Source organism: Sedimenticola hydrogenitrophicus, from assembly GCF_025175675.1.
Lineage (GTDB): Bacteria > Pseudomonadota > Gammaproteobacteria > Chromatiales > Chromatiaceae > Sedimenticola > Sedimenticola hydrogenitrophicus.
This window is the reverse complement of sequence record NZ_JANIOA010000024.1, coordinates 1-19,032: the sequence shown is the minus strand read 5'-3', so window position 1 is coordinate 19,032 and position 19,032 is coordinate 1. Positions and strand designations below refer to the sequence as shown.

The window sequence follows — 19,032 nt, the reverse complement described above, 5'->3', positions numbered from 1 at the left end:
TTGCATCGGCTCCGGTTGCATCAGGTCAGGCACCGGCAATGGATTGCGGCTCCCTGCCCAACGGGCGGCTGGCCAGCGCCGCAGTGATCGTCTCCCGACTCAACTGATCGAGCGAGCCGTCCACGGCATAGCGATAGGCGAGGGCGCCGCCGAGCGCTTCGCTGTCGCTGTCACCCAGGTGGGCATCCAGGGCGGCGTCGACGATGCCCCAGGCGTCGGTCTGGTTGCCTCCGGCGGCAAATGCCGCCGCCACGGCGTTGAAGTCGAACCGCGCGATGAGGTGGGCGGGATCGTCCGCATTGGGAGCCGTGTCCGTCTCCCCGATGAGTTGAAGTGTGATGTTCGGTGTTGTTTCGGTTTCAGCCTGCCCGAACCAGTTTGCCAGGGTGATGCTGTCTCCATCACGCCCTTGCCCATGCCGGCCACGCGACCGTTGTCCGCCACACTCGGCATCCGCTTCCCCGCCGAGCCCGATCACCAGGTCGTCGCCGTCGCGCCCGAGCAGGATATCCTCCAGCGGGATGCCGCCTAGCGAGATCGTCACCGCCGAGGCATACTCGCCAAACCGGATCGTGTCGCGGCCGTCGCCGTCGTTGTAGAGCACGACGTCGTCCCCGGATTCCAGCAAGAGCTCATCGTCGCCGGCCCCGCCGACATAGAGATCCGCGCCCAGGCAGCCGCTCAGCAGGTCATCCCCGGTGCCACCCTGCAGCAGGTCGTTGCCGGCCCAGCCGTAGAGGGCATCATCATCATCGCCGCCCAACAGGTGGTCGTTGCCCGCCTCGCCGAACAGAGTGTCTTCGCCCGCTTCACCGTACAGCACATCGTTGGCGCCACCGGCATGGACGTTATCTCCACCCGACCCGGCGTGGATGGTGTCGTCATTGCGGCCGGTGATCAGGGTATCGCGGCGCTGGCTGCCGAAGTGCGTCTCGGTGCGTACCAGCAGATCGTCGAGCGTCAGCTCGCTGCCGTCGGCAAAACGGAACCGTTCTATGGGCGACAGGGTGTCGGTCGCTCCCAAGACGATGTCCGCCCCCTGATCGGCCAGCTCATTGCCATTGGCATCGAGCAGGCGGACATGGGCGGTAGTGGTTCCGTCGAGCGTGGTCGTGCGCGCCACCACGTGGTCCGGGGTGACCCATGCCGAGAACGCAATGGTGTCATTGCCTTCGGCGTCCCGCAGCTGGTCCACTCCGCCGTAGTAGCCGATCCGGTAGCTGTCGTTGCCGGCGCCGCCATCCAGCAGATTGTTGCCGGCGTTTCCGCTCAGTGTGTTGTCCCCGGCATTGCCCTGGCCGGAGAGGTCCGCCTCGCCCAGCAGTTCCAAGGCTTCCAGGTGCTCGCCCAGGGTGTAGCTCACCGAACTTTTCACCGTATCCCGGCCCTGGTCGGCATATTCATAGATCCGGTCGAATTCACTGTCGACCCCATAGGTGTCGTCGCCCAGGCCGCCCCACAGGGCGTCGGCGCCGGCGCCACCATCAAGCCGGTTGGCCGCGCTGTTACCGTAAAGAAGGTTGTCCAGATCGTTGCCGGTGCCATCGAGAGCCTCGTCGCCGGTCAGGTGCAGCTCCTCCACGAACGGGGTCAAGGTGTAGGTAGCGGAAGAATGCACCACGTCATAGCCACCGCCGGCTTGTTCAGTCACCTCGTCGGTGTACCACACCGTGCGCGTTACCATGCCGTCACCGCCATCGGGCGTGCCATCGCCGTGCCCGCCGTGATCGCTACAATTCGTATCCCCATTATTTCCCTGGCCGTGTCCGCCAGCACCAGGGTGGGTCTGCTCCCCATCGTGAACGCCACCCCCGGCGCCGCTATTTCCCTTACCCTTCGCGCCGCCCTTGCGGCCGGGGTTGCCGGGTGAGGTGCCGGGACCGTCGTTCCAGTTGTAGTCGTGCCCCGGGGGTGGTGGATCCTCGCCGTTGCCGACGCCCTCGTTGCCCTTTCTGCCCTTCCCGGGTTTGCCGTGCGCGCCATCGCCATCACTGCAATCAAGGGGTGGTTGGTCGCTGCCCGGCACGCCGCCGCTTCCGTCATCACTACCGTCATCAGGATCACCCGGCTCGGTGATGGTTTCGGCATAGCCGTCGACGTAATAGATGTCGTTACCGGAACCGCCGCTCATGCTGTCGATCCCGGTTCCGCCATCCAGGATGTCGTTACCGTTGCCAGCCACGAGCGTGTCACTGCCGGCACCGCCATCGAGATAGTTATGGTTGGTCAGGTAATTGGCATAGTCGCCATCATCACCACCATAGAGATGGTCGTCGCCGGCCCCACCCAGCAGGACGTCATTACCGGAACCGCCATCCAGCCAGTCATTGCCGTCGCCGCCGTCCAGATGGTCGTCATTGGGCAGGGGGCCGCCATAGCCCCAACTTGATTCTTCAACGAAAATGACTCGGCCGGGAATCAAACCCGGGGTCTCGCCACCCCCGTTACCCATGTAGTCATCGCCGCCATAGAGCCAGTCATCGCCAGCACCGCCCAGCAGGATGTCGTTTTCCGCGTAGCCGTCGAGGTGATCCTGTCCGTCACCGCCTTCCAGGGTGTTGGCGCCGATGTTGCCGATCAAAGTGTTGTCGGCGTCGTTGCCATAGCCGTTGATCCAACCGTCACCCACCAACTCCAGGTGTTCTACATTTTCGGCCAGGGTGTGGGTGACCGAACTCTCCACCCGGTCTATCCCTTCTCCCGCCGCCTCTACGAGGGTATCGCCTGCATGGTCGACGATGTAGAAGTCATCGCCCGCGCCGCCGGCCATACGGTCGGCGCCGCTGCCGCCGTCGAGCGTGTCATTGCCCACGCCGCCGTCCAGGGTGTCGTCACCCGCGCCAGCGTAAATCGCATCGTCACCACCCCGGCCCTCGATGCGGTTGTTGCCGGCATTGCCCATGATCCAGTTGTCACTGTCGTTGCCGGTGCCGTCGATGTCCTGGTCCCCCTGCAGATAGAGTGCCTCCAGGTGGTCTCCCAGGGCGTGGGTGACGGTCGCGTAGACCTGGTCGTAACCCTCGCCGGGATTCTCCAGGGTCACGTCCCCGGCGTTGTCCACGTAATAGGTATCGCCGTCCGCGCCGCCGGCCATGAGGTCCGCCCCGGTGCCGCCATCCAGGATGTCGTAGCCGGCTCCGCCATCCAGCCGGTCGTCACCGCCCTTGCCGTACAGCCGGTCATGCCCGTCCGCGCCGCTCAGTTGATTGGCCTGGTCGTTGCCGGTGATGAGATTGTTCAGCGCGTTGCCGCTGCCGTCGATGGCCGCGTCGCCCGTCAGCGTGAGGTTCTCCAGGTTGGCGCCCAGGGTGTAGGTGATCGCGCTGCGTACCGCATCGATCCCCGCATTGCTGTTTTCGGTCACGCTGTCGCCGGCGTCGTCGACGAGGTAGGTGTCGTTACCGGCACCGCCGGCCATGGTGTCGGCGCCGGCGCCGCCGTCGAGACGGTTGTTTCTGTCGTTGCCGATAATCTCGTTGTCCAGCGCATTGCCGGTGCCGTTCGCGGCGTTGCCGGTGAGGGTGAGGTGCTCGATATGCTCGCCCAGGATGTGGTCGACCGAGCTGATGACCGTATCGGTTCCCTCGCCGGCCTGTTCGATGAGCGTATCCTGAGGGTCGGACACTATATAGGTGTCGTCGCCCCGGCCGCCGATCAGGGTATCCGCCCCGGCCCCGCCGGCCAGCCAGTCGTCGCCGTCCAGGCCGTGGATCAGGTCGTTGCCGGTACCGCCATCGAGGACGTTGTCCCGGGCGGTGCCGGTGATCTCGTTATCCAGCGCATTGCCGGTGCCGGTAACGGCATCGCCGGTAAGGGTTAGATTTTCGACCATTCCCTCCTCGTAGAGGATTTCACCACTCCATGCATCCACGGTGACCCGGTACTCGGGCAGGGCGTAGTCGACCGAGGCGATCACCGTGTCCACGGCCTCGTCACCCCGGGTCCAGCTGCCCTGGGGACCCAGTTCATGGATCGTATCCTGGGCGTGGTCGACCCGGTAGGTGTCGGCGCCGTTGCCGCCCACCATCCAGTCGGCCCCTTCGCCGCCGTCCAGCACGTCGCTGCCGTCGCCGCCATAGAGCCGGTCCTCGCCGTTGCCGCCGAGCAGGGTGTCGTCACCGTCGAGGCCGTGCAGCGTGTCGTTGCCGGCCCCGCCGTCGAGCCGGTTGTTGCCGGCGTTGCCGGTGAGGGTGTTGTCCAGGTCATTACCGGTTCCGTTCAGGGCGCTGCCTGCGAGTCGCAGCTCCTCGACGTGGTCCGTCAGGGTGTAGTCGATGTGGCTGACCACCACGTCATGGCCTTCGCCGGCCAGCTCGATCACCTGGTCGCCGGTGTCGTCGACCCGGTACTCGTCATCGCCGGCATCGCCCTGCATGCGGTCGGCGCCGCTGCCGCCGTTGAGCACGTCGTTGCTCGCCTTGCCGATCAGGGTGTCGTTGCCAGCATTTCCGCTCAGGCGGTCTTCTAACGGGGTGCCTTCGATCAGGTCGTCACCGTCGCCGCCTTCCAGGTCGAAGCCGAGCGCCAGCAGTTCGTCGTAACTCATCACTGAGCCGTCGGCGAACTCGATATGGTCAATCGGTTGGGTGCCGTAGGGATCCTCCGGGTCGAAGCCCTGGAAGTGGATCTCGTCGCCATTGCCCAGGTCGAGCAGCAGCGAGCCGAGGCGCAGGGTGATCATGTCGCGGCGAATGCCGCCGCCCAGGACCAGGACGTTAGCGCCGATGTCATAGATGTTGATCGGGCCGTCGCCGAGACTGTAGACGAAGCGGTCATTACCGTCGCCGCCGTACAGTGTGTCATGACCGCCGCCACCAATCAGCAGATCGGTTCCGGCACCACCATACAGGGTATCCATCCCTTCCCCACCGTGCAGCAGATCGTCTCCATCGCCCCCCCAAAGGATGTCGTTGCCGGCGTTGCCGTAGAGACGGTCCACTCCGTCACCGCCCAGCAGGGAATCGTGGCCGTCACCGCCGTACAGGATGTCGTTCTCCGCGCCGCCGTCGAGCCAGTCATCACCGTCGCCACCGCTCAGGCTGTCGACACCCGCGCCGCCGTAGAGCGTATCATCGCCGCCCTGGCCCGCCAGGGTATCATTGCCGGCACCGCCGTCGAGGGTGTCATCACCATGGTATTGCGCCGCCAGGGCGCCGTCGTCGCCCACCAGCAGATCGTCACCGGCGCCACCGTACAGGGTGTCATCACCGCCCTGACCGAACAGCCTGTCATCACCGGCGCCGCCGTCGAGAATGTCGTCCGCGTGCCATGCCCCCTCCAGACTCGCGCTGTCGCCTTGCAACGTGTCGTTGCCGGCGCCGCCGAGGAGGGTGTCGCGGCCGCCACCGCCAATGAGGGTGTCGTTACCTTCGCCGCCGTCCAGGCTATCATCGCCGTGGTAGGCTGGGTCGGTCTGGCTGTCATCGCCGTACAGGGTGTCATGGCCACTGCCGCCGAGCAGCACATCATTCCCGCCCATGCCGCCCAGCAGGTCATCACCCGCGCCGCCGTCGAGCCAGTCGTTGCCGTGGTCGGCCCCGTCCAGGTCGGCAGCATCGCCCCACAACTGGTCGTTGTCCTCGCCGCCCGAGAGTGTGTCGTGCCCGCCGCTGCCCACCAGCAGGTCGTCGCCGGCACCGCCATCCAGGTAGTCATCGCCGTGGTATTGGATATCCAGGTCGGCGCTGTCACCGTACAGCTCGTCATCGCCTGCACCGCCTAGGAGGCTGTCGCTGCCGCCTTCACCAAATAACCGATCATTGCCCAGCCCGCCATCCAGGGTGTCGTCACCGTGGTACTGTCCATCGAGGCTATTGCTATCACCAGCGATCTCGTCGTTGCCATCTCCGCCGTTGAGCCAATCGTTGTTGCCGCCGCCCCACATCAAGTCGTCGCCGGCACCGCCATACAAGGTATCCATACCATGAACGGTGGCATCGGTATCGATGCTGTCGCCATCCAGTTCATCGTTGCCGTCGCCTCCGTAAAGCTGATCGTCGCCGCCATGCCCCACCAGGATATCGTCGCCGTCGCCACCATCCAGGCTATCGTCACCGTGATAGGCGCTGTCGATGTTCGCGTCATCACCGAACAGCCGGTCGGCGCCGGCACCGCCACTCAGGATGTCGGCCCCGCCGGCCCCCTGCAGTTCGTCGTCGCCGTCGCCACCGTCCAGGATATCATTACCGTGATACTGAGCCTCCAGTTCGCTGTCATCGCCCTGCAGCTGATCATTGTCGTTACCACCCAGCAGTACATCGTTGCCGCCATGGCCCACAAGGATATCGTCGCCGTCACCACCATCGAGGTAGTCGTCGCCATGTTCGCTCGCATCGATATAGCCGGCGTCGCCTGACAGTTCGTCATTGCCGGCCTCACCCAGCAGGGCATCGTCCCCGGACTGGCCCTGTATTTTGTCATCGCCCGCGCCGCCGAACACCACGTCATCACCCACCCCGGCCCAGACATGGTCATCGCCGCTGCCGGCATGAATCACATCCGCTCCGCCATCGGGCGGGTTGGTTACGCCGCTGACGGGGGAGAAGACTCGCCCATCGTCGGTATCGGTGTAGCTCCAGTCGAACGCCTGGGCGGTGTAGTCGGAGTCGCCAAGGATGTTGTCATCCCCCGCGCCGCCGAGGATGAGGTCATTCCCCGTGCCGCCGGCCAGGCCGTCGTCGCCGTGGCTGCCCACCAGCAGGTCGTCGCCGGCGCCGCCCGAGAGCCAATCGCGGGTGAGGGTGGTTTGTCCGGTATCACTGGCCAGGAAGGCGCCCGGCTCGATCTCCTCATCGGCATAGATCCGGTCATTACCGGCATTGCCGGCGAGGATGTCGGTATCGGCGCCGCCCTCGATCCGGTCGTGGCCGTCCCCGGCATAGACCTTGTCCTGTCCCGAGCCGGCCTGGATGTGGTCATCACCGCCACGCCAGGCATTGATGAAATCGTCGCCGCCGCCGGACTGGATCAGGTCGTTGCCGCTGCTGTCGTAGAGGGTGTCTTCCTGATCGGGGGCTTCGATGTCTCCTTCGTCGAGGACCTTGTTGCCCAGCGCGTCGTCGTGGGACTGGATGCCGGGTTCGTCGGGGTCGAAGTCTTTCCAGCGGCGGTCGCCGAGGAGGGTAAGGGTCTGTTCCGCCGGTGGGTCGGTATCCAGGACTTCAATCGTTCCATAACCCAGCGGTTGATCCATCAACGAGTCGTCGAGATCGGAGAATGGCGTACCGGTGATTTGCAGCAAAACATCATCGTCGTAATTATTCAGATCCGTTTCCGCGTGGACCTGGATGGTGGTCTGGTTGGTGTCGGGCTTTACGATGACCAGGTATTCTCCGGCGGCCGCGTCACGCAGATAGACACCGTCACCACTCAGTGTGATCAGGTCCGGGTCATACACGGTAACAACATAGGCTTGGCCGGTGCTGTCTGTCGTCTCTTCCAGCGTCAGGGTCAGGGTGCCATCACCTCCCTCGCTCAGTTGCAACGGGCTTAGGCTGATCTCGGGCTGCGCGGCATTCAGGCCCAGAGCCGCCAACACCGGTTCGGCCAGGTTGCCAAACCACGCACGCAGGGTGTCCGTGTTGCTCGACGCATTCGCGCTGATAAAGTCGTTCAGCAGTTCGGTCGCTTGGGAAATCTGCTCAAGCCATTCCGGTTCAGGCAGCAGTTTGGCCAGGTCAGCAGTCGTCTCGTACAGGTCGGACATCACCCCTGTCAGCAGGGCAATCACACTGATAGCCCCCGCTTCCAGTGACTTGTTCCAGGTGAGCCGTTCCCAGGGCATGTCGGCAATCGCCTGAAGGGCTTTTCCCTTGAGACTCTCGTTTTCCGCCTCGGCGAGATTGGTGAAGAGCACGTTCACCAACTGATCCAGTTCTCCGGGGGGTATGCCACTTCCTGGTGTGATGGATAGCATGAGATATTGGGAAATGGCCCCCATCACGCCGGCCACCACCCGCGCGCCGGCTTCCAGTTCGGTGACATCCTTGTCGTTGAGCAGGCCGGCTATGCCGGCAGCGAGGGGTTGGAGCACGGTGAAGTTCACGTAGTCGATACCCGCCGGCTCGGCCGTGCCGAAACCCTCGGGCGTCATCGCCTTGATGGTGGACATGAAATGGCCGTCCAAAAAGTTCAACGGGGCATCACTGAGCAGGTTATCAATGCGATAGGTGTTGCCGCCCAGATGGCCCCCGCCGAGCTGGGAGACGAAGTCGCCCTCGACGAAGTAGTGGCGGACGTTGTCGATGCCGGCAAAGACCGCGGGGGAGTAACTGCCGCCGTATAGTGTGAGTCCCACCACGGCGCCGAGGCCGTTGAAGGTGATGAGGGAGATTTCCGGTTTTGTCAGTGAACCTACATACGGCGCTAAATACTCATAGGCCGCGTATTGCGCCAGTGCCCCGCCCAGGCTGTGGCCGGTGAAATGGAAAGTGGCATCACTTTCATCCTGTCTTACATCAGCAATGTAGTCGATGATTATCCCACTGTTCTTATCCCACTGGTTCCAGCCCAGCTGGATATCGGCAAAGGCATCGGCCAACCCCTCGGTGCCGGCAAAGGCGAGGATGTAGTCACCCTGGTCGTTCTTCAGGGCAATGACGCGAAAATCTGTTTCGTTGTCTTCGAAGACACCCCCTTGACCAAAGTCCGGGTCAAGTGTATAGCCGTCAGGAAGTGAACTACCCGAAGGATCGTAAGACGCGCCTGCAGCCCAATACAGTGTCGTGGAATGCTCATCCATATTCATTGTTTATTTCCTTCTTTGGAACAGAGGTCGATCATGACTAAAGTGGTGTTGCCCGGCCAGTTGATACCGCCATGCTGGGGTGTTAACTTATGGTAGAAAGCGATGCGGCAGCCGCTGGGAGAGAGGTCGTGGTTCCTCGTCATGCCGGCGATCAGCCTTTCATATTTCCCCTCACGAAAGAGATAGATGCCCGACTTGCCGGGACCGTCCCGGTCCAGGTCGTGGGACACCATGGCGGTGCCCAGTGCAGTTTTTATCGGGAACTTCGATGCCGTGCCTAGTTGTTCGTAATAGGGCAGACATTGCGAGGTGGTCTTGCCGTCCGGGGTGAGGTCCCAGACATGGTCACAACCGCCCTCGACCCAAGGCCCCTTGCTGAAACGGCCTGCACTGGCGAAATGGCCCGAGAAAAGATAGGAGTTGCTGAACGCGTAGTAGTCCGAAAGCCTTCCCTTTGTTCTGTCGAATGGAAGTTCAAGCGGTTGAGAGCCGTCTGCGGGAACAAACAACATCTTTTCTGACTTGGGCCCCCTTTGCGGCCCACGATCCAGATACCCGTGCGCCTCCAGTAGGGGTACCCAGGCCCGGCCAATCATGGACTTTGGGCGTTCGTTTAGACGACAGCTGTAGCGGTTTCTCTTCACATTGTCCCGTTCTCGAAACGCGGGATAATAACGGGAGATGGGATACTCTTTCTCTTTGCCAAACATGCCTTCCTTGACATATGGGTTTCCATCCTGATCTTCGGTGACATAGTGGATATAACCTTCGTGGTAGCAGAGCCAGCGGGCGGGCACCGTATACTTCTCGATCGTGTTCGCCTCCACGTCCCAGATGAACAGTCCCCACTGAACCGCCTGTTGGGCTTCTACGCTCCGGGGCTTATCGCCCTCGTGCCCCTCGAACAGCACGCGCCGCTCGTCGAGCCAGAAAATCGTGTTGTGAAAACCGCCGTACTTGGCGCTGAACCCGGAGTCCTTGATGGGGTAGGGCCAAGCGGGTTTGTCACAGGCGGTGAGCAGCAGTGAACACAGTAGGAGAAATAACGCAGGGTACAGAGGAACAGTCCTCTCCGAAATGCCTGACCGACCACCGGCCGGGTGGCGGGGGGTGGTTTCCGGATAATGCTTCCTAAATGGCGACATCCGTCCTGGCTCCTTGTCGTTAGGCGTCTTATTCTTGGTCATGATATTAAGGAACACCGTTCGCGTCAAGCGGCTTGGAGAAGTTTGAGGTCGTTGCCGGCCCCGCCGTCGAGTCGGTTGTCGCCGGCATTGCCGGTGAGGGTGTTGTCCAGGTCGTTACCGGTTCCGTTCAGGGCGCTGCCTGCGAGTCGCAGCTCCTCGACGTTGTCCGTCAGGGTGTAGTCTATCTCGCTGATCACCACGTCATCGGGGTGATCGTGGACACCCACCCATTGACAAACGGTGATCGTGGTCCGCGCCGGCGCGGGGTGATCGTGGACATCCACCTATTGCTGAAATCAGAGTAACTTACCTCTGAGAGCACCGCCATAGATCTTGTCTCACTGATATCCATCTTTCTCTCCTAAGTCTTCGATTATCCCTTTGAATCCATTGAACTTAATTTTTTTAGGCATCTTCTGGCCTCTCTCGCACGACTCCACCCAAAGCCACAACCTGAAGTCCCGAAACCGTTTCGGGTTGTGCTGATCCTGCCCGGAGTCGAAGTCGACATACCGTGCCAGCACCTCACCGGTTTTCGTATCGATAATCCGTTCGTCACGCTTGCGGATCTCCAGGAATTCCCGGGTGGTATAGATGTCCCAGGCGAAACGCTGGTTGAGCGGGTAGCGGACCAGATTTCCCGTGCTTGTTCGTGTGGGATCAGGGATTGGCCTGAGTGTTTTAGCGACCCCCGGATTCTCCGCCTTCCACTGCTCCAGGGATTTGTTCAGTGAGAAACCACCCTCTGTGGCGCAGTAGTAGCTATGGGCCACCCGCAGCGGGATCCAGTCCCAGAACAACAGCAGGTACATCACGACCAGCACCGGCACGCCACCCTTCCAGGCCGGTTTGCCACGCTCTCGTGCAACCCGGACACCGACCCAAACCAGAATGAGTGTGAGGATTAGGTAGATGATCAGACCGCCAAGAACCAGAAAGCCGACTACCATTAGGGGTTCTCCTCATACGAGGGCAGCAATTGGATAGCAGTGGCATTCAGCAATACAGGGCGAACCGCCTGAAGGCTTGGTGGCTGTGCGGTGGGTGAGACGGGTTGGTAATCAAGCGCGGGTTTCGACATTCATCCATGCTCCTTGTCGTTAGGCATTTTATTCTTTTATCATGGTATGGAAGAATGCCGTTCGTGTCAAGCGGCTTGGCGAAGTCTAAGACTGCCGCCGAACACCACATCATCACCCACCCCGGCCCAGACGTGATCATTACCCGTACCGGCATGGATCACATCCGCCCCGCCATCGGGCGGGTTGGTCACGCCGCTAACGGGGGAGAAGACGCGCCCATCGTCGGTATCGGTATAGGTCCAGTCGAACGCCTGGGCGGTGTAGTCGGAATCGCCGAGGATATTGTCATCCCCCGCGCCGCCGAGGATCAGGTCATTGTCCGTGCCGCCGGCCAGCCCGTCGTCGCCGTGGCTGCCCACCAGCAGGTCGTCGCCAGCACCGCCCGAGAGCCAGTCGCGGGTGTTGGTGGTTTGTCCGGTGTCACTGGCCAGGAAGGCGCCCGGCTCGATCTCCGCATCGGCATAGAGCCGGTCATTACCGGCATTGCCGGCGAGGATATCGGTGTCGGCGCCGCCTTCGATCAGGTCGTGGCCATCCCCAGCATAGACCTTGTCTTGTCCTGTTCCGGCCTGGATGTGGTCATCGCCGCCGCGCCAGGCATTGATGAAATCCTCGCCGCCGCCGGACTGGATCAGGTCGTTGCCCGTGCTGTCGTAGAGGGTATCTTCCTGGTCGTGGGCTTCGATGTCTCCTTCGTCGAGGACCTTGTTGCCCAAGGCGTCGTACTGGACCTGGATGCCGGGCTCGTCGGTGTCGAAGTCTTTCCAGAGGCGGTCGCCGAGAATGGTGTGGGTGGTATCGCCCGGTTCCGGCGCGGCATCATCCAGGGTGATGCCCAGGTCGCCGGAGGTGAAGTCGTTGATCGTCAGGGTTTTGTTACCGTCGATAACGGTGAGGGTGCCATCGGCTAGCTGATAGGTGAAAACGCCATCGGCGCTCTGGTAGCTGCCGTCATTCTGCCGGGTGCCACCTTTTAGTGGCTTGCCCTCGAAAAGTACTTGGCCGTTATCGTCGATATCGAACAGGGTGTCGCCGTCTCCGGCCCGGTAGGTGTCGTGGCCCTTGCCGCCTTCCAGGTAATCAGCGCCTCCCTTACCTTCCAGCAGGTCATCGCCCTTGCCGCCGTATAGGTGATCCTCCTTATCGCCTCCCTGGGTTAAGGGGTCATTGCCGTCGCCACCGAAGACGATGCGTTTGGAGGCGCCGGCGGTGGTGGCAGTAACCATTACCAGGGTATCACTGGCGAGGTCATGGTATTCGAGGGTTTCGGTGCCCTTGAGGCTACTGCCGGTCGTGTTGAATTGGATCTTCGTCGCCAGGAATGCGGCACGGTCGTTCAGATAATCTCTCGTCAGGCACCCTTGGCCGGACTGGAGATCATAAATTTCCAGCTCACCATCGGCGTTGTGCTGCGCATAGAGGCTGTCATCGCCGGTGAGGGCAAAAGGGTTGAGGTTGACCAGGGCATAGCGGTAGGCGATGTGGGATGTGGCAAGATTGACCAGATCATTGGCATTTTTGTTCGCGAGTGATTCGATACCCAGCAAGCCCGCCGCTTGACTGAACAGGACGTTTGTGTCGGTAAGTTTGTCAATATTCCGGTACAGCGTATCGCGGGTGGTTTCGGTTCTCGGGAATTGTTCCCCGAAGAGGGCGCCGACAGCGGCGAGGGTGGCCTCCAGGCTGCTTTTTGCCGTGGCCGAGGCGGCCTGCAGGATCTCGCCCGTTGTATTCAAGCCAATGTTGGGCGCGAGTTTTGTGAACAGGTCGTAGAGGGCCAGGGCGTCGACCACATTGATTATGGAGTGAGCGGATAATGCGGTGTGCGCCTCTGTGGTGTTGTCTACTTCGGAAAAGAGTGGGATGGTTCCTGGCGGCAGATCACCTATGTCGGAAACCAAATCTTCGGGCACTACCAAATTACTGATGCGTGATACCGGAAAACTGCCGACGGTGGTCGCTCCAGTTTCATTCGTCTCCGCTTCCGCCATCGCCCGGAAAACCATTCGGTGTCGTCACTGCCGATGATACCGGTATCAAACCCGGGTGCATTATAGGTGTGAACGTCATCCACACGGTTGGGGTCAAACCGAGACAGGATCAGCGCCAGGTGGCCACCCAAGGAGTGGCCGGCGATGTCGATGGTGCCGACCGTGTCCGGAATCACCCCGAGGCCTTGGACCGGATCGGCGACTTTAACGTAGCGATAATAGGGTACACCCAAGAGGTTGGACACCTGGTACTCCGTCGTTCCCGGTGGGGGCGGCATGATGCCTTCATAGACGTCGTATTGAACGGCCATGTCCGTGCCCGACGTGGTCAGGCGTTGGTAGTAGTTGATCAGGTCGATAGCTTGGTTCAGGGCGATGCCGTCCGCGCCGATGTCGGCGATGTCCGCCAGGGTGATGTCGGTACCCCATTGTGCTGTGGGTTCCGTGCCGCGCATGGCAAAAACGAATTCGCCGGGGTGTTCGATGCTTTCGAATACCGTTGCGGAGAAACCGTTACCCGTGTTGGGCTGGTGGCTGATTACGCGCCACTGGGTGATGAACGCTTCGGCCTGGGTATTTGAGAAGCCGGAGGTGGTGAGGGCGGTTTTGACACGATTACCAATAGTAATTACCTGCCCGAGTCTTTCATCCCAAAAATCTGCATAGGCCGCTTCTGACAATAGTGCATATTCATATTCGGTATGTGTCGTCATTTCATCACTCCGTTGATTCGTTCGATCTTGGTTTGAAAGGAAATAAAAGAGTCCCCATCTACCACCCACTTAGGATCGCCGACCTCACCCGGACACGCCCCGGTCCAAAGCCATAGCTTGAAATCCCTGAAGCGCTTTGGGTTACGCGAATGCAAGCCGTCGTCGAAGTCGACATTTCGTGCCAGCACCTCGCCGGTTTTTATATCGATAATTCGCTCGTCACGCTTGCGGATCTCCAGGAATTCCCGGGTGGTGTAGGTGTCCCAGGCGAAGCGCTGATTCAGCGCCACCCGGACCCTGTTCCCGGATTCGACCTGGGGTGCATTTTTTAACGGTTTCAGTGTCTTGGCCACGCCCGGATTTTCCGCCTGCCACTGCTCCAGGGACTTGTTCAGCGAGAAGCCGCCTTCCGTGGCGCAGTAGTAGCGATGTGCCATCTGCATCGGAATCAGGTCCCAGAACATCAACAGGTACATGACCACCAGCACGGGTACGGCGCCCTTCCAGCCCGATTTGCCACGCTCTCTCGCCACCCGGATGCCGAGCCAAACCAGAATGAGCGTGAGGATCAGGTAGATGATCAGACCGCCAAGAACCAGAAAGCCGACTACCATGCGGGGTTCTCCTCATGCACGGGCAGCAGTTGGGTAGCCGAGGCGATCAGCAAGACAGGACAAACCGCCAGCAGGTCGGGTGGCCGTGCGATGAGTATAACGGGTGGGTAATCAAGCGCGGGTTGCGACATCTATCCATGATCCTTGTCGTTAGGCGTCTTATTCTTTGGTCATGGTATGGGGGAATGCAGTTCGTGTCAAGCGGCTTGGCGAAGAATGAGGTCTCCGTAGCCCTTTACAACGTGATAGGCGCCTGCGCCGCCATCAAGGACGTGGCGGTGATCGTGGTGATCGTGCGGTGATCGCGGTGATCGTGGACACCCACCTATGGTGATCGTGGACACCCACCTATTGACATTGGCTAAATTAGTCGAATCGAAATAGGGCTGGTTATTTCTGGTCCCACCTTCCTCAGCCAGGATAATGAAATCGCGAAATGCTGTTATGAATGCCTGATTGTTGATGTACTTATGAAGTCCGGAAAGCTGTGGCATGGATCATCTCCTTGTCAGTCGACATTTTCGTATTTGTAGCGGATTTGGAATGTGCATAAGCGGCGAATATCCGGTCCATCCGCCCGGTAGATGATCAACTGATCCTTCTTGCAATCCATCAGTAGACACCCACCTATTGACAAGTGATCCATCAGTAGACACCCACCTATTGACAAGCAACTCTCGTCTGCCAGAATAGAGAACATACGGAAAACATTTACATCAAGGATTGATCAATGCCCAGGCCCAGAAAAACCCTCGTCAGTCTGGATGACACCCCCTATTACCACTGCGTCTCACGCTGCGTCCGGCGTGCTTTCCTCTGTGGTGAAGACCATCAAAGCGGCCGTTCTTTCGAACACCGGCGCGGTTGGATCGAAGAGCGCTTGTTGGCGCTCTCCCAATGCTTCGCCATCGATATCTGCGGCTATGCGGTGATGAGTAATCATACACATCTGGTGCTGTTTGTAGATTCAGACCAGGCCCTCAACTGGTCAATCCAAGAAATCATCGAGCGGTGGCATGGCCTTTTTTCCGGCACCCTGCTGTCCCAGCGTTATCTGCGGGGAGACCGACTCTCTTTGGCAGAAGTAAAGTGCGTGGAAGCGGACGCTGAGCAGTGGCGTGAACGATTGATGTCCATCAGCTGGTTCATGCGTTGCCTTAACGAACCAATTGCCCGTCTCGCCAATACGGAGGATAACTGTAGCGGCCGTTTCTGGGAGGGGCGCTTCAAATGCCAGGCCCTGCTCGACGAAGCGGCGCTCGCGGCCTGTCTGGCCTATGTCGACCTCAATCCTGTCCGGGCGGGTCTGGCGGAAACACCGGAAGCATCAGACCACACCTCCGTTCAACGGCGTATCCGGGCGATTACTGCTGCCGACGAAGACACACCGCCGCAGCCACCGGAGTTGATGCCTTTCGTGGGCAATCCTCGACAAGACATGCCCAAGGGGCTGGCCTATCGGCTGGAGGATTATCTCTCTCTGGTCGACTGGACCGGCCGCCAGTTCCGTGAGGATAAGCGAGGCCGTATTCCAGAGACACTATCACCGATACTCCAACGACTGGCTATCGATGCCGATGCCTGGCTTTTGTTGGCCAAGGGGTTTGAAGTGCACTTCAACCACCTGGTCGGGCGACCCGACGATATGCAACGGGCTTGTGTATCCCGGGGGCAATGCTGGGCTCACGGTATTGGGGCAGCGAGACGTCTGTTCAGTCCCTGATCTTTATCCCGCTGCACACTCCCGTTGCACCCTGCCGAACCCATCGGCAGGGTACTGACGTGCAGGATAAGGCCGCTTTGTATCCAATAGCACCAACACACCTCAAACAACCTCGCTGCTAACTCTACCCAAGCGATTTCAATGGGTATACTGCCCGACCGAATAACCGTTGCAGGAATGACTCCTTATCAATTTGTGGGTGTCCGGTATTGATATCCGGTATTGATACGGCGCTCCACATCTGTAAACGGGATGATCCGATCTTGGTATGGGCCAGGCAAGTCGCTGAGCGACGCGGTCCGAACAAGGCCGCGGTCGCTCTGGCGAATAGACTGGCGCGGCTGGCTTGGATCTTGTTGCAGAAGCAGGAGCAGTATCGTCCGATCACTTAAAGTTTACGTTATCGCCGGGGTCGACGATTTGATGATGATATGAGCGGTACTCCGCCTTGGCCTGAGTCTGGTTAGGACACGGTCCGCGAGACCGAGTGGGTGTTTAAGACCGTCAAGCGCGGATCTTCATCAGGGTCCGGAGGTTAGAAAAGTACCTCCATCCAGTAGACCGGATATATGTCAGCACGACCGTTTGCATCATTCGATAACAGCTTCGGTGACAGACAAAGGTTGGTAATCGCTGGATACCAGCACGGGCAGGATTTGCCTTGACACAGGCCGGGCGTCCATATATGTCCGGTATTGGGGCTTTATCAAATCGTGAGTATCAATTTGTGGGTGTCCGGTATTGGGGCTTGGGGCGATTTGTAGGTGTCCGGTATTGGGGCGGGTGTCCGGTATTGGGGCGTTTTCCCGGAGCCTCATTGTGAGGTAAGCCCTCACCGTTTGCGATGAATTTCATAGAGGTGTTCTCGTGGTTACAAGACCAACCCTGTCTGTTACCCTCACCCCTGTTTCCTGTCCGCGCACCCCTTCCGGGTCCCGACGTGGCCGTTAAGGCCGTCAGGGGGGGCGTATTCCAACCTATGTTAGGGTGTTGACCATGTTTGACTTTGAAGAGCTTGACTACCAGAAGACTCCGCACGGCGAGATCAGCCTGCGTCGCCGCGCGGAGCCGCGGCTGGCGGGGCAGATAGTCTACGAGGTGAAGCTGGGTGACGAGTTCCTGATGTCCAGCCTCTTCACCGAGTCGGAGATCCAATTGGCCCGACTGGCGCTGGCTGAGCTGGAGGGCGACAGCCTGGATATCCTGGTTGGCGGACTCGGACTGGGCTACACGGCGATGGCGGCGCTGGAGTCTCCAGCGGTAAGCGCGCTCACGGTGGTCGAGGTGATGGCGCCGGTGATCGACTGGCATCGTCGCGGGCTGGTACCGCTGGGTGAACCGCTGGTTGCCGATCCACGCAGCCGGCTGCTGCAGGCGGACTTCTTCGCCTTGGCCATGGCGCCTGGCAACAGCTTCTTTGAAGAGCAACCCCAGAGGCAGGTGGATGCGGTGCTGCTGGATATCGACCACTCCCCGAGCCACTGGCTGAACCCGTCCAACAGCGGTCTCTATACCCCGGAGGGACTGCACTGCCTGGCGCGGAAGATCCGCCCTGGCGGCTTGTTCGGGCTTTGGTCCAACGAACCTCCGAGCGATCCCTTTATGCGGCTGCTGGAGTCGCAATTCGTCAGCCCAGCGTCCCACGTGGTCTCGTTTCCCAACCCCTACCAGGGTGGTGAGTCGGCCTGCACGGTCTACCTGGCGCGCAATGCGACGGGGGCCTAGCCCGGGTCGCTGCGGACGTGCCGGGTATAACAGGTTTATGGGGCGGCATGCGGTATATTGACTACAAGTAGACGGGCGGTTGTGGGAAACTTCCCCCATCGTGCATCAGGATGTGGGAATAAGATGTCTTTGCCAGAAAACGAATTCATGTCGGCCTTTCGGGGGAGCTTCACCTCCACCCTGCGCTGGCCTCAACTGGATGCGCTGTGGGATCTGTTGCGCGCTGATCCCTGTGATGACTGGTTCATCTACGCCATCGGCGAACCGCCGCCGGCACAGCCTGCCAGTGCCCGGGATCTGAAGCATTTTCTCGATGAGATGGCCCTGTTCCTGCGCCGCGAACATGACGAGGATTACTGCGGCATCGTCTATGCCGACAACCTGCAGCAGCCGGCATTTGTGAAAATCTACGATCCGCACAACCTGGGGGTCTCCTGCGGTTACAGTGACAACCCGCCGTTGCCGGGCTGGGTGCTGAGCAAGCTGCCGCCCTGCGATCTCCCCTCTACCCGTGTCCTGCCGAACAACCGCCGGCGCTGGTGGCGTCAGCTGTTTGGCTAACAAGGATGGATATGAAGTTGGCGGGGATCATGCTAGACTAAAAACCCAGTAAACAACTCGGAAATAAAACTAGCGGGAGGTTGTTTCATGAATGCGGTAGCCATGACTCAAGCGATAAACAATACACAAGAGACCATGGAGGTCCTGCGGGTCTGGCGACTGGGGGTCGAACAGGTCTGTTTTATCCTCGGGCTGCCGGAGACCCGGCTGCGCAAGCTGAACCGGCTGGGCCAGAGCGAGGCGTTTCCGGACGATCCGGACATTCAGCGCCGTGCCGCCTATGTGCGCCGTATCGCCCAGGCGCTGCACACCAGCTATCCCACCAATCCCACCATGGGCAGCCGCTGGCTGCGCCAGAAGCACCGCCGGCTCGGTCAGGCGCCGCTGGCCCTGATCCTTGAGGAGGGCGAGGGCGGACTGGTTCAGGTGCTGGCGGAGCTGGATTGCACCTTCTGCTGGGAGTTGAACAGCACCCGGCCCGACTGAGTCGACCGTTGTCGGCAGGCGCGGCGCGCCCGCTGGTGCCAGTAGACTTCAATTTAATATTACCGGGTAAAGCTGATTCAGTTTCGTAGGGTGGATAAGCCGGTAGGCGCATCCACCATTGCGGCGGTGAGGAGTGGTACATGAATGTACCGTTTACGGACCTGAGGATGGCATACGCTGTCGCTTATCCACCCTACAAAAAGA

General features: G+C 60.4%; 11 protein-coding genes. 4 read left to right on the top strand and 7 right to left on the bottom strand.

Translation table 11 applies throughout. The annotated features are described in order from the left end of the window. Positions 1-25: 25 nt before the first annotated feature. From NPX02_RS13490 to NPX02_RS13460, 7 genes are all read right to left on the bottom strand, one after another. Positions 26-8,746 carry a lipase family protein gene (locus NPX02_RS13490; protein WP_260294252.1) on the bottom strand — a complete coding sequence of 2,907 codons (8,721 nt, stop codon included), beginning with the start codon at positions 8,744-8,746 and terminating at the stop codon, positions 26-28. Next, the gene (locus NPX02_RS13485) at positions 8,743-9,933 is read right to left on the bottom strand and encodes a hypothetical protein (protein ID WP_260294250.1); all 1,191 of its coding nucleotides are present in this window, start codon (positions 9,931-9,933) and stop codon (positions 8,743-8,745) included. The genes NPX02_RS13490 and NPX02_RS13485 overlap by 4 nt, the downstream gene beginning before the upstream one ends. Positions 9,934-9,956: 23 nt before the next feature. Further along, entirely contained in the window at positions 9,957-10,217 is a 261-nt protein-coding gene (locus NPX02_RS13480) for a hypothetical protein (RefSeq protein WP_260294247.1), read from the bottom strand. 54 nt (positions 10,218-10,271) lie between these two features. Continuing rightward, entirely contained in the window at positions 10,272-10,883 is a 612-nt protein-coding gene (locus NPX02_RS13475) for a hypothetical protein (RefSeq protein WP_260294245.1), read from the bottom strand. A gap of 197 nt (positions 10,884-11,080) precedes the next feature. After that, positions 11,081-12,928 carry a calcium-binding protein gene (locus tag NPX02_RS21485; RefSeq protein ID WP_260294244.1) on the bottom strand — a complete coding sequence of 616 codons (1,848 nt, stop codon included), beginning with the start codon at positions 12,926-12,928 and terminating at the stop codon, positions 11,081-11,083. Beyond that, the gene (locus NPX02_RS13465) at positions 12,928-13,719 is read right to left on the bottom strand and encodes a hypothetical protein (RefSeq protein ID WP_260294243.1); all 792 of its coding nucleotides are present in this window, start codon (positions 13,717-13,719) and stop codon (positions 12,928-12,930) included. The genes NPX02_RS21485 and NPX02_RS13465 overlap by 1 nt, the downstream gene beginning before the upstream one ends. Next, positions 13,716-14,333: a hypothetical protein gene (locus NPX02_RS13460; protein ID WP_260294242.1), complete on the bottom strand. Its 618-nt coding sequence runs from the start codon at positions 14,331-14,333 to the stop codon at positions 13,716-13,718. Before NPX02_RS13460 ends, NPX02_RS13465 begins: the two co-directional genes overlap by 4 nt. Positions 14,334-15,063: 730 nt before the next feature. Between NPX02_RS13460 and NPX02_RS13455 the strand changes: the two genes are divergently transcribed. From NPX02_RS13455 to NPX02_RS13440, 4 genes are all read left to right on the top strand, one after another. Next, positions 15,064-16,056, top strand: a complete 993-nt coding sequence (locus NPX02_RS13455; RefSeq protein ID WP_260294241.1) for a transposase — start codon at positions 15,064-15,066, stop codon at positions 16,054-16,056. Positions 16,057-17,052: 996 nt separating this feature from the next. After that, on the top strand, positions 17,053-17,781 hold the full coding sequence (locus NPX02_RS13450) for a polyamine aminopropyltransferase (protein WP_260294240.1): 729 nt from the start codon (positions 17,053-17,055) through the stop codon (positions 17,779-17,781). Positions 17,782-17,904: 123 nt separating this feature from the next. Next, on the top strand, positions 17,905-18,342 hold the full coding sequence (locus NPX02_RS13445) for a hypothetical protein (RefSeq protein ID WP_260294238.1): 438 nt from the start codon (positions 17,905-17,907) through the stop codon (positions 18,340-18,342). A gap of 102 nt (positions 18,343-18,444) precedes the next feature. After that, entirely contained in the window at positions 18,445-18,828 is a 384-nt protein-coding gene (locus tag NPX02_RS13440) for an MbcA/ParS/Xre antitoxin family protein (protein WP_260294237.1), read from the top strand. The last annotated feature ends 204 nt before the right edge of the window (positions 18,829-19,032 follow it).

Coding starts and splice junctions, on each gene's coding strand:
- NPX02_RS13490 (WP_260294252.1), bottom strand. CDS start 8,746: ATGAATATGGATGAGCATTCCACGACACTGTATTGGGCTGCAGGCGCG.
- NPX02_RS13485 (WP_260294250.1), bottom strand. CDS start 9,933: ATGACCAAGAATAAGACGCCTAACGACAAGGAGCCAGGACGGATGTCG.
- NPX02_RS13475 (WP_260294245.1), bottom strand. CDS start 10,883: ATGGTAGTCGGCTTTCTGGTTCTTGGCGGTCTGATCATCTACCTAATC.
- NPX02_RS13465 (WP_260294243.1), bottom strand. CDS start 13,719: ATGACGACACATACCGAATATGAATATGCACTATTGTCAGAAGCGGCC.
- NPX02_RS13460 (WP_260294242.1), bottom strand. CDS start 14,333: ATGGTAGTCGGCTTTCTGGTTCTTGGCGGTCTGATCATCTACCTGATC.
- NPX02_RS13455 (WP_260294241.1), top strand. CDS start 15,064: ATGCCCAGGCCCAGAAAAACCCTCGTCAGTCTGGATGACACCCCCTAT.
- NPX02_RS13450 (WP_260294240.1), top strand. CDS start 17,053: ATGTTTGACTTTGAAGAGCTTGACTACCAGAAGACTCCGCACGGCGAG.
- NPX02_RS13445 (WP_260294238.1), top strand. CDS start 17,905: ATGTCTTTGCCAGAAAACGAATTCATGTCGGCCTTTCGGGGGAGCTTC.
- NPX02_RS13440 (WP_260294237.1), top strand. CDS start 18,445: ATGACTCAAGCGATAAACAATACACAAGAGACCATGGAGGTCCTGCGG.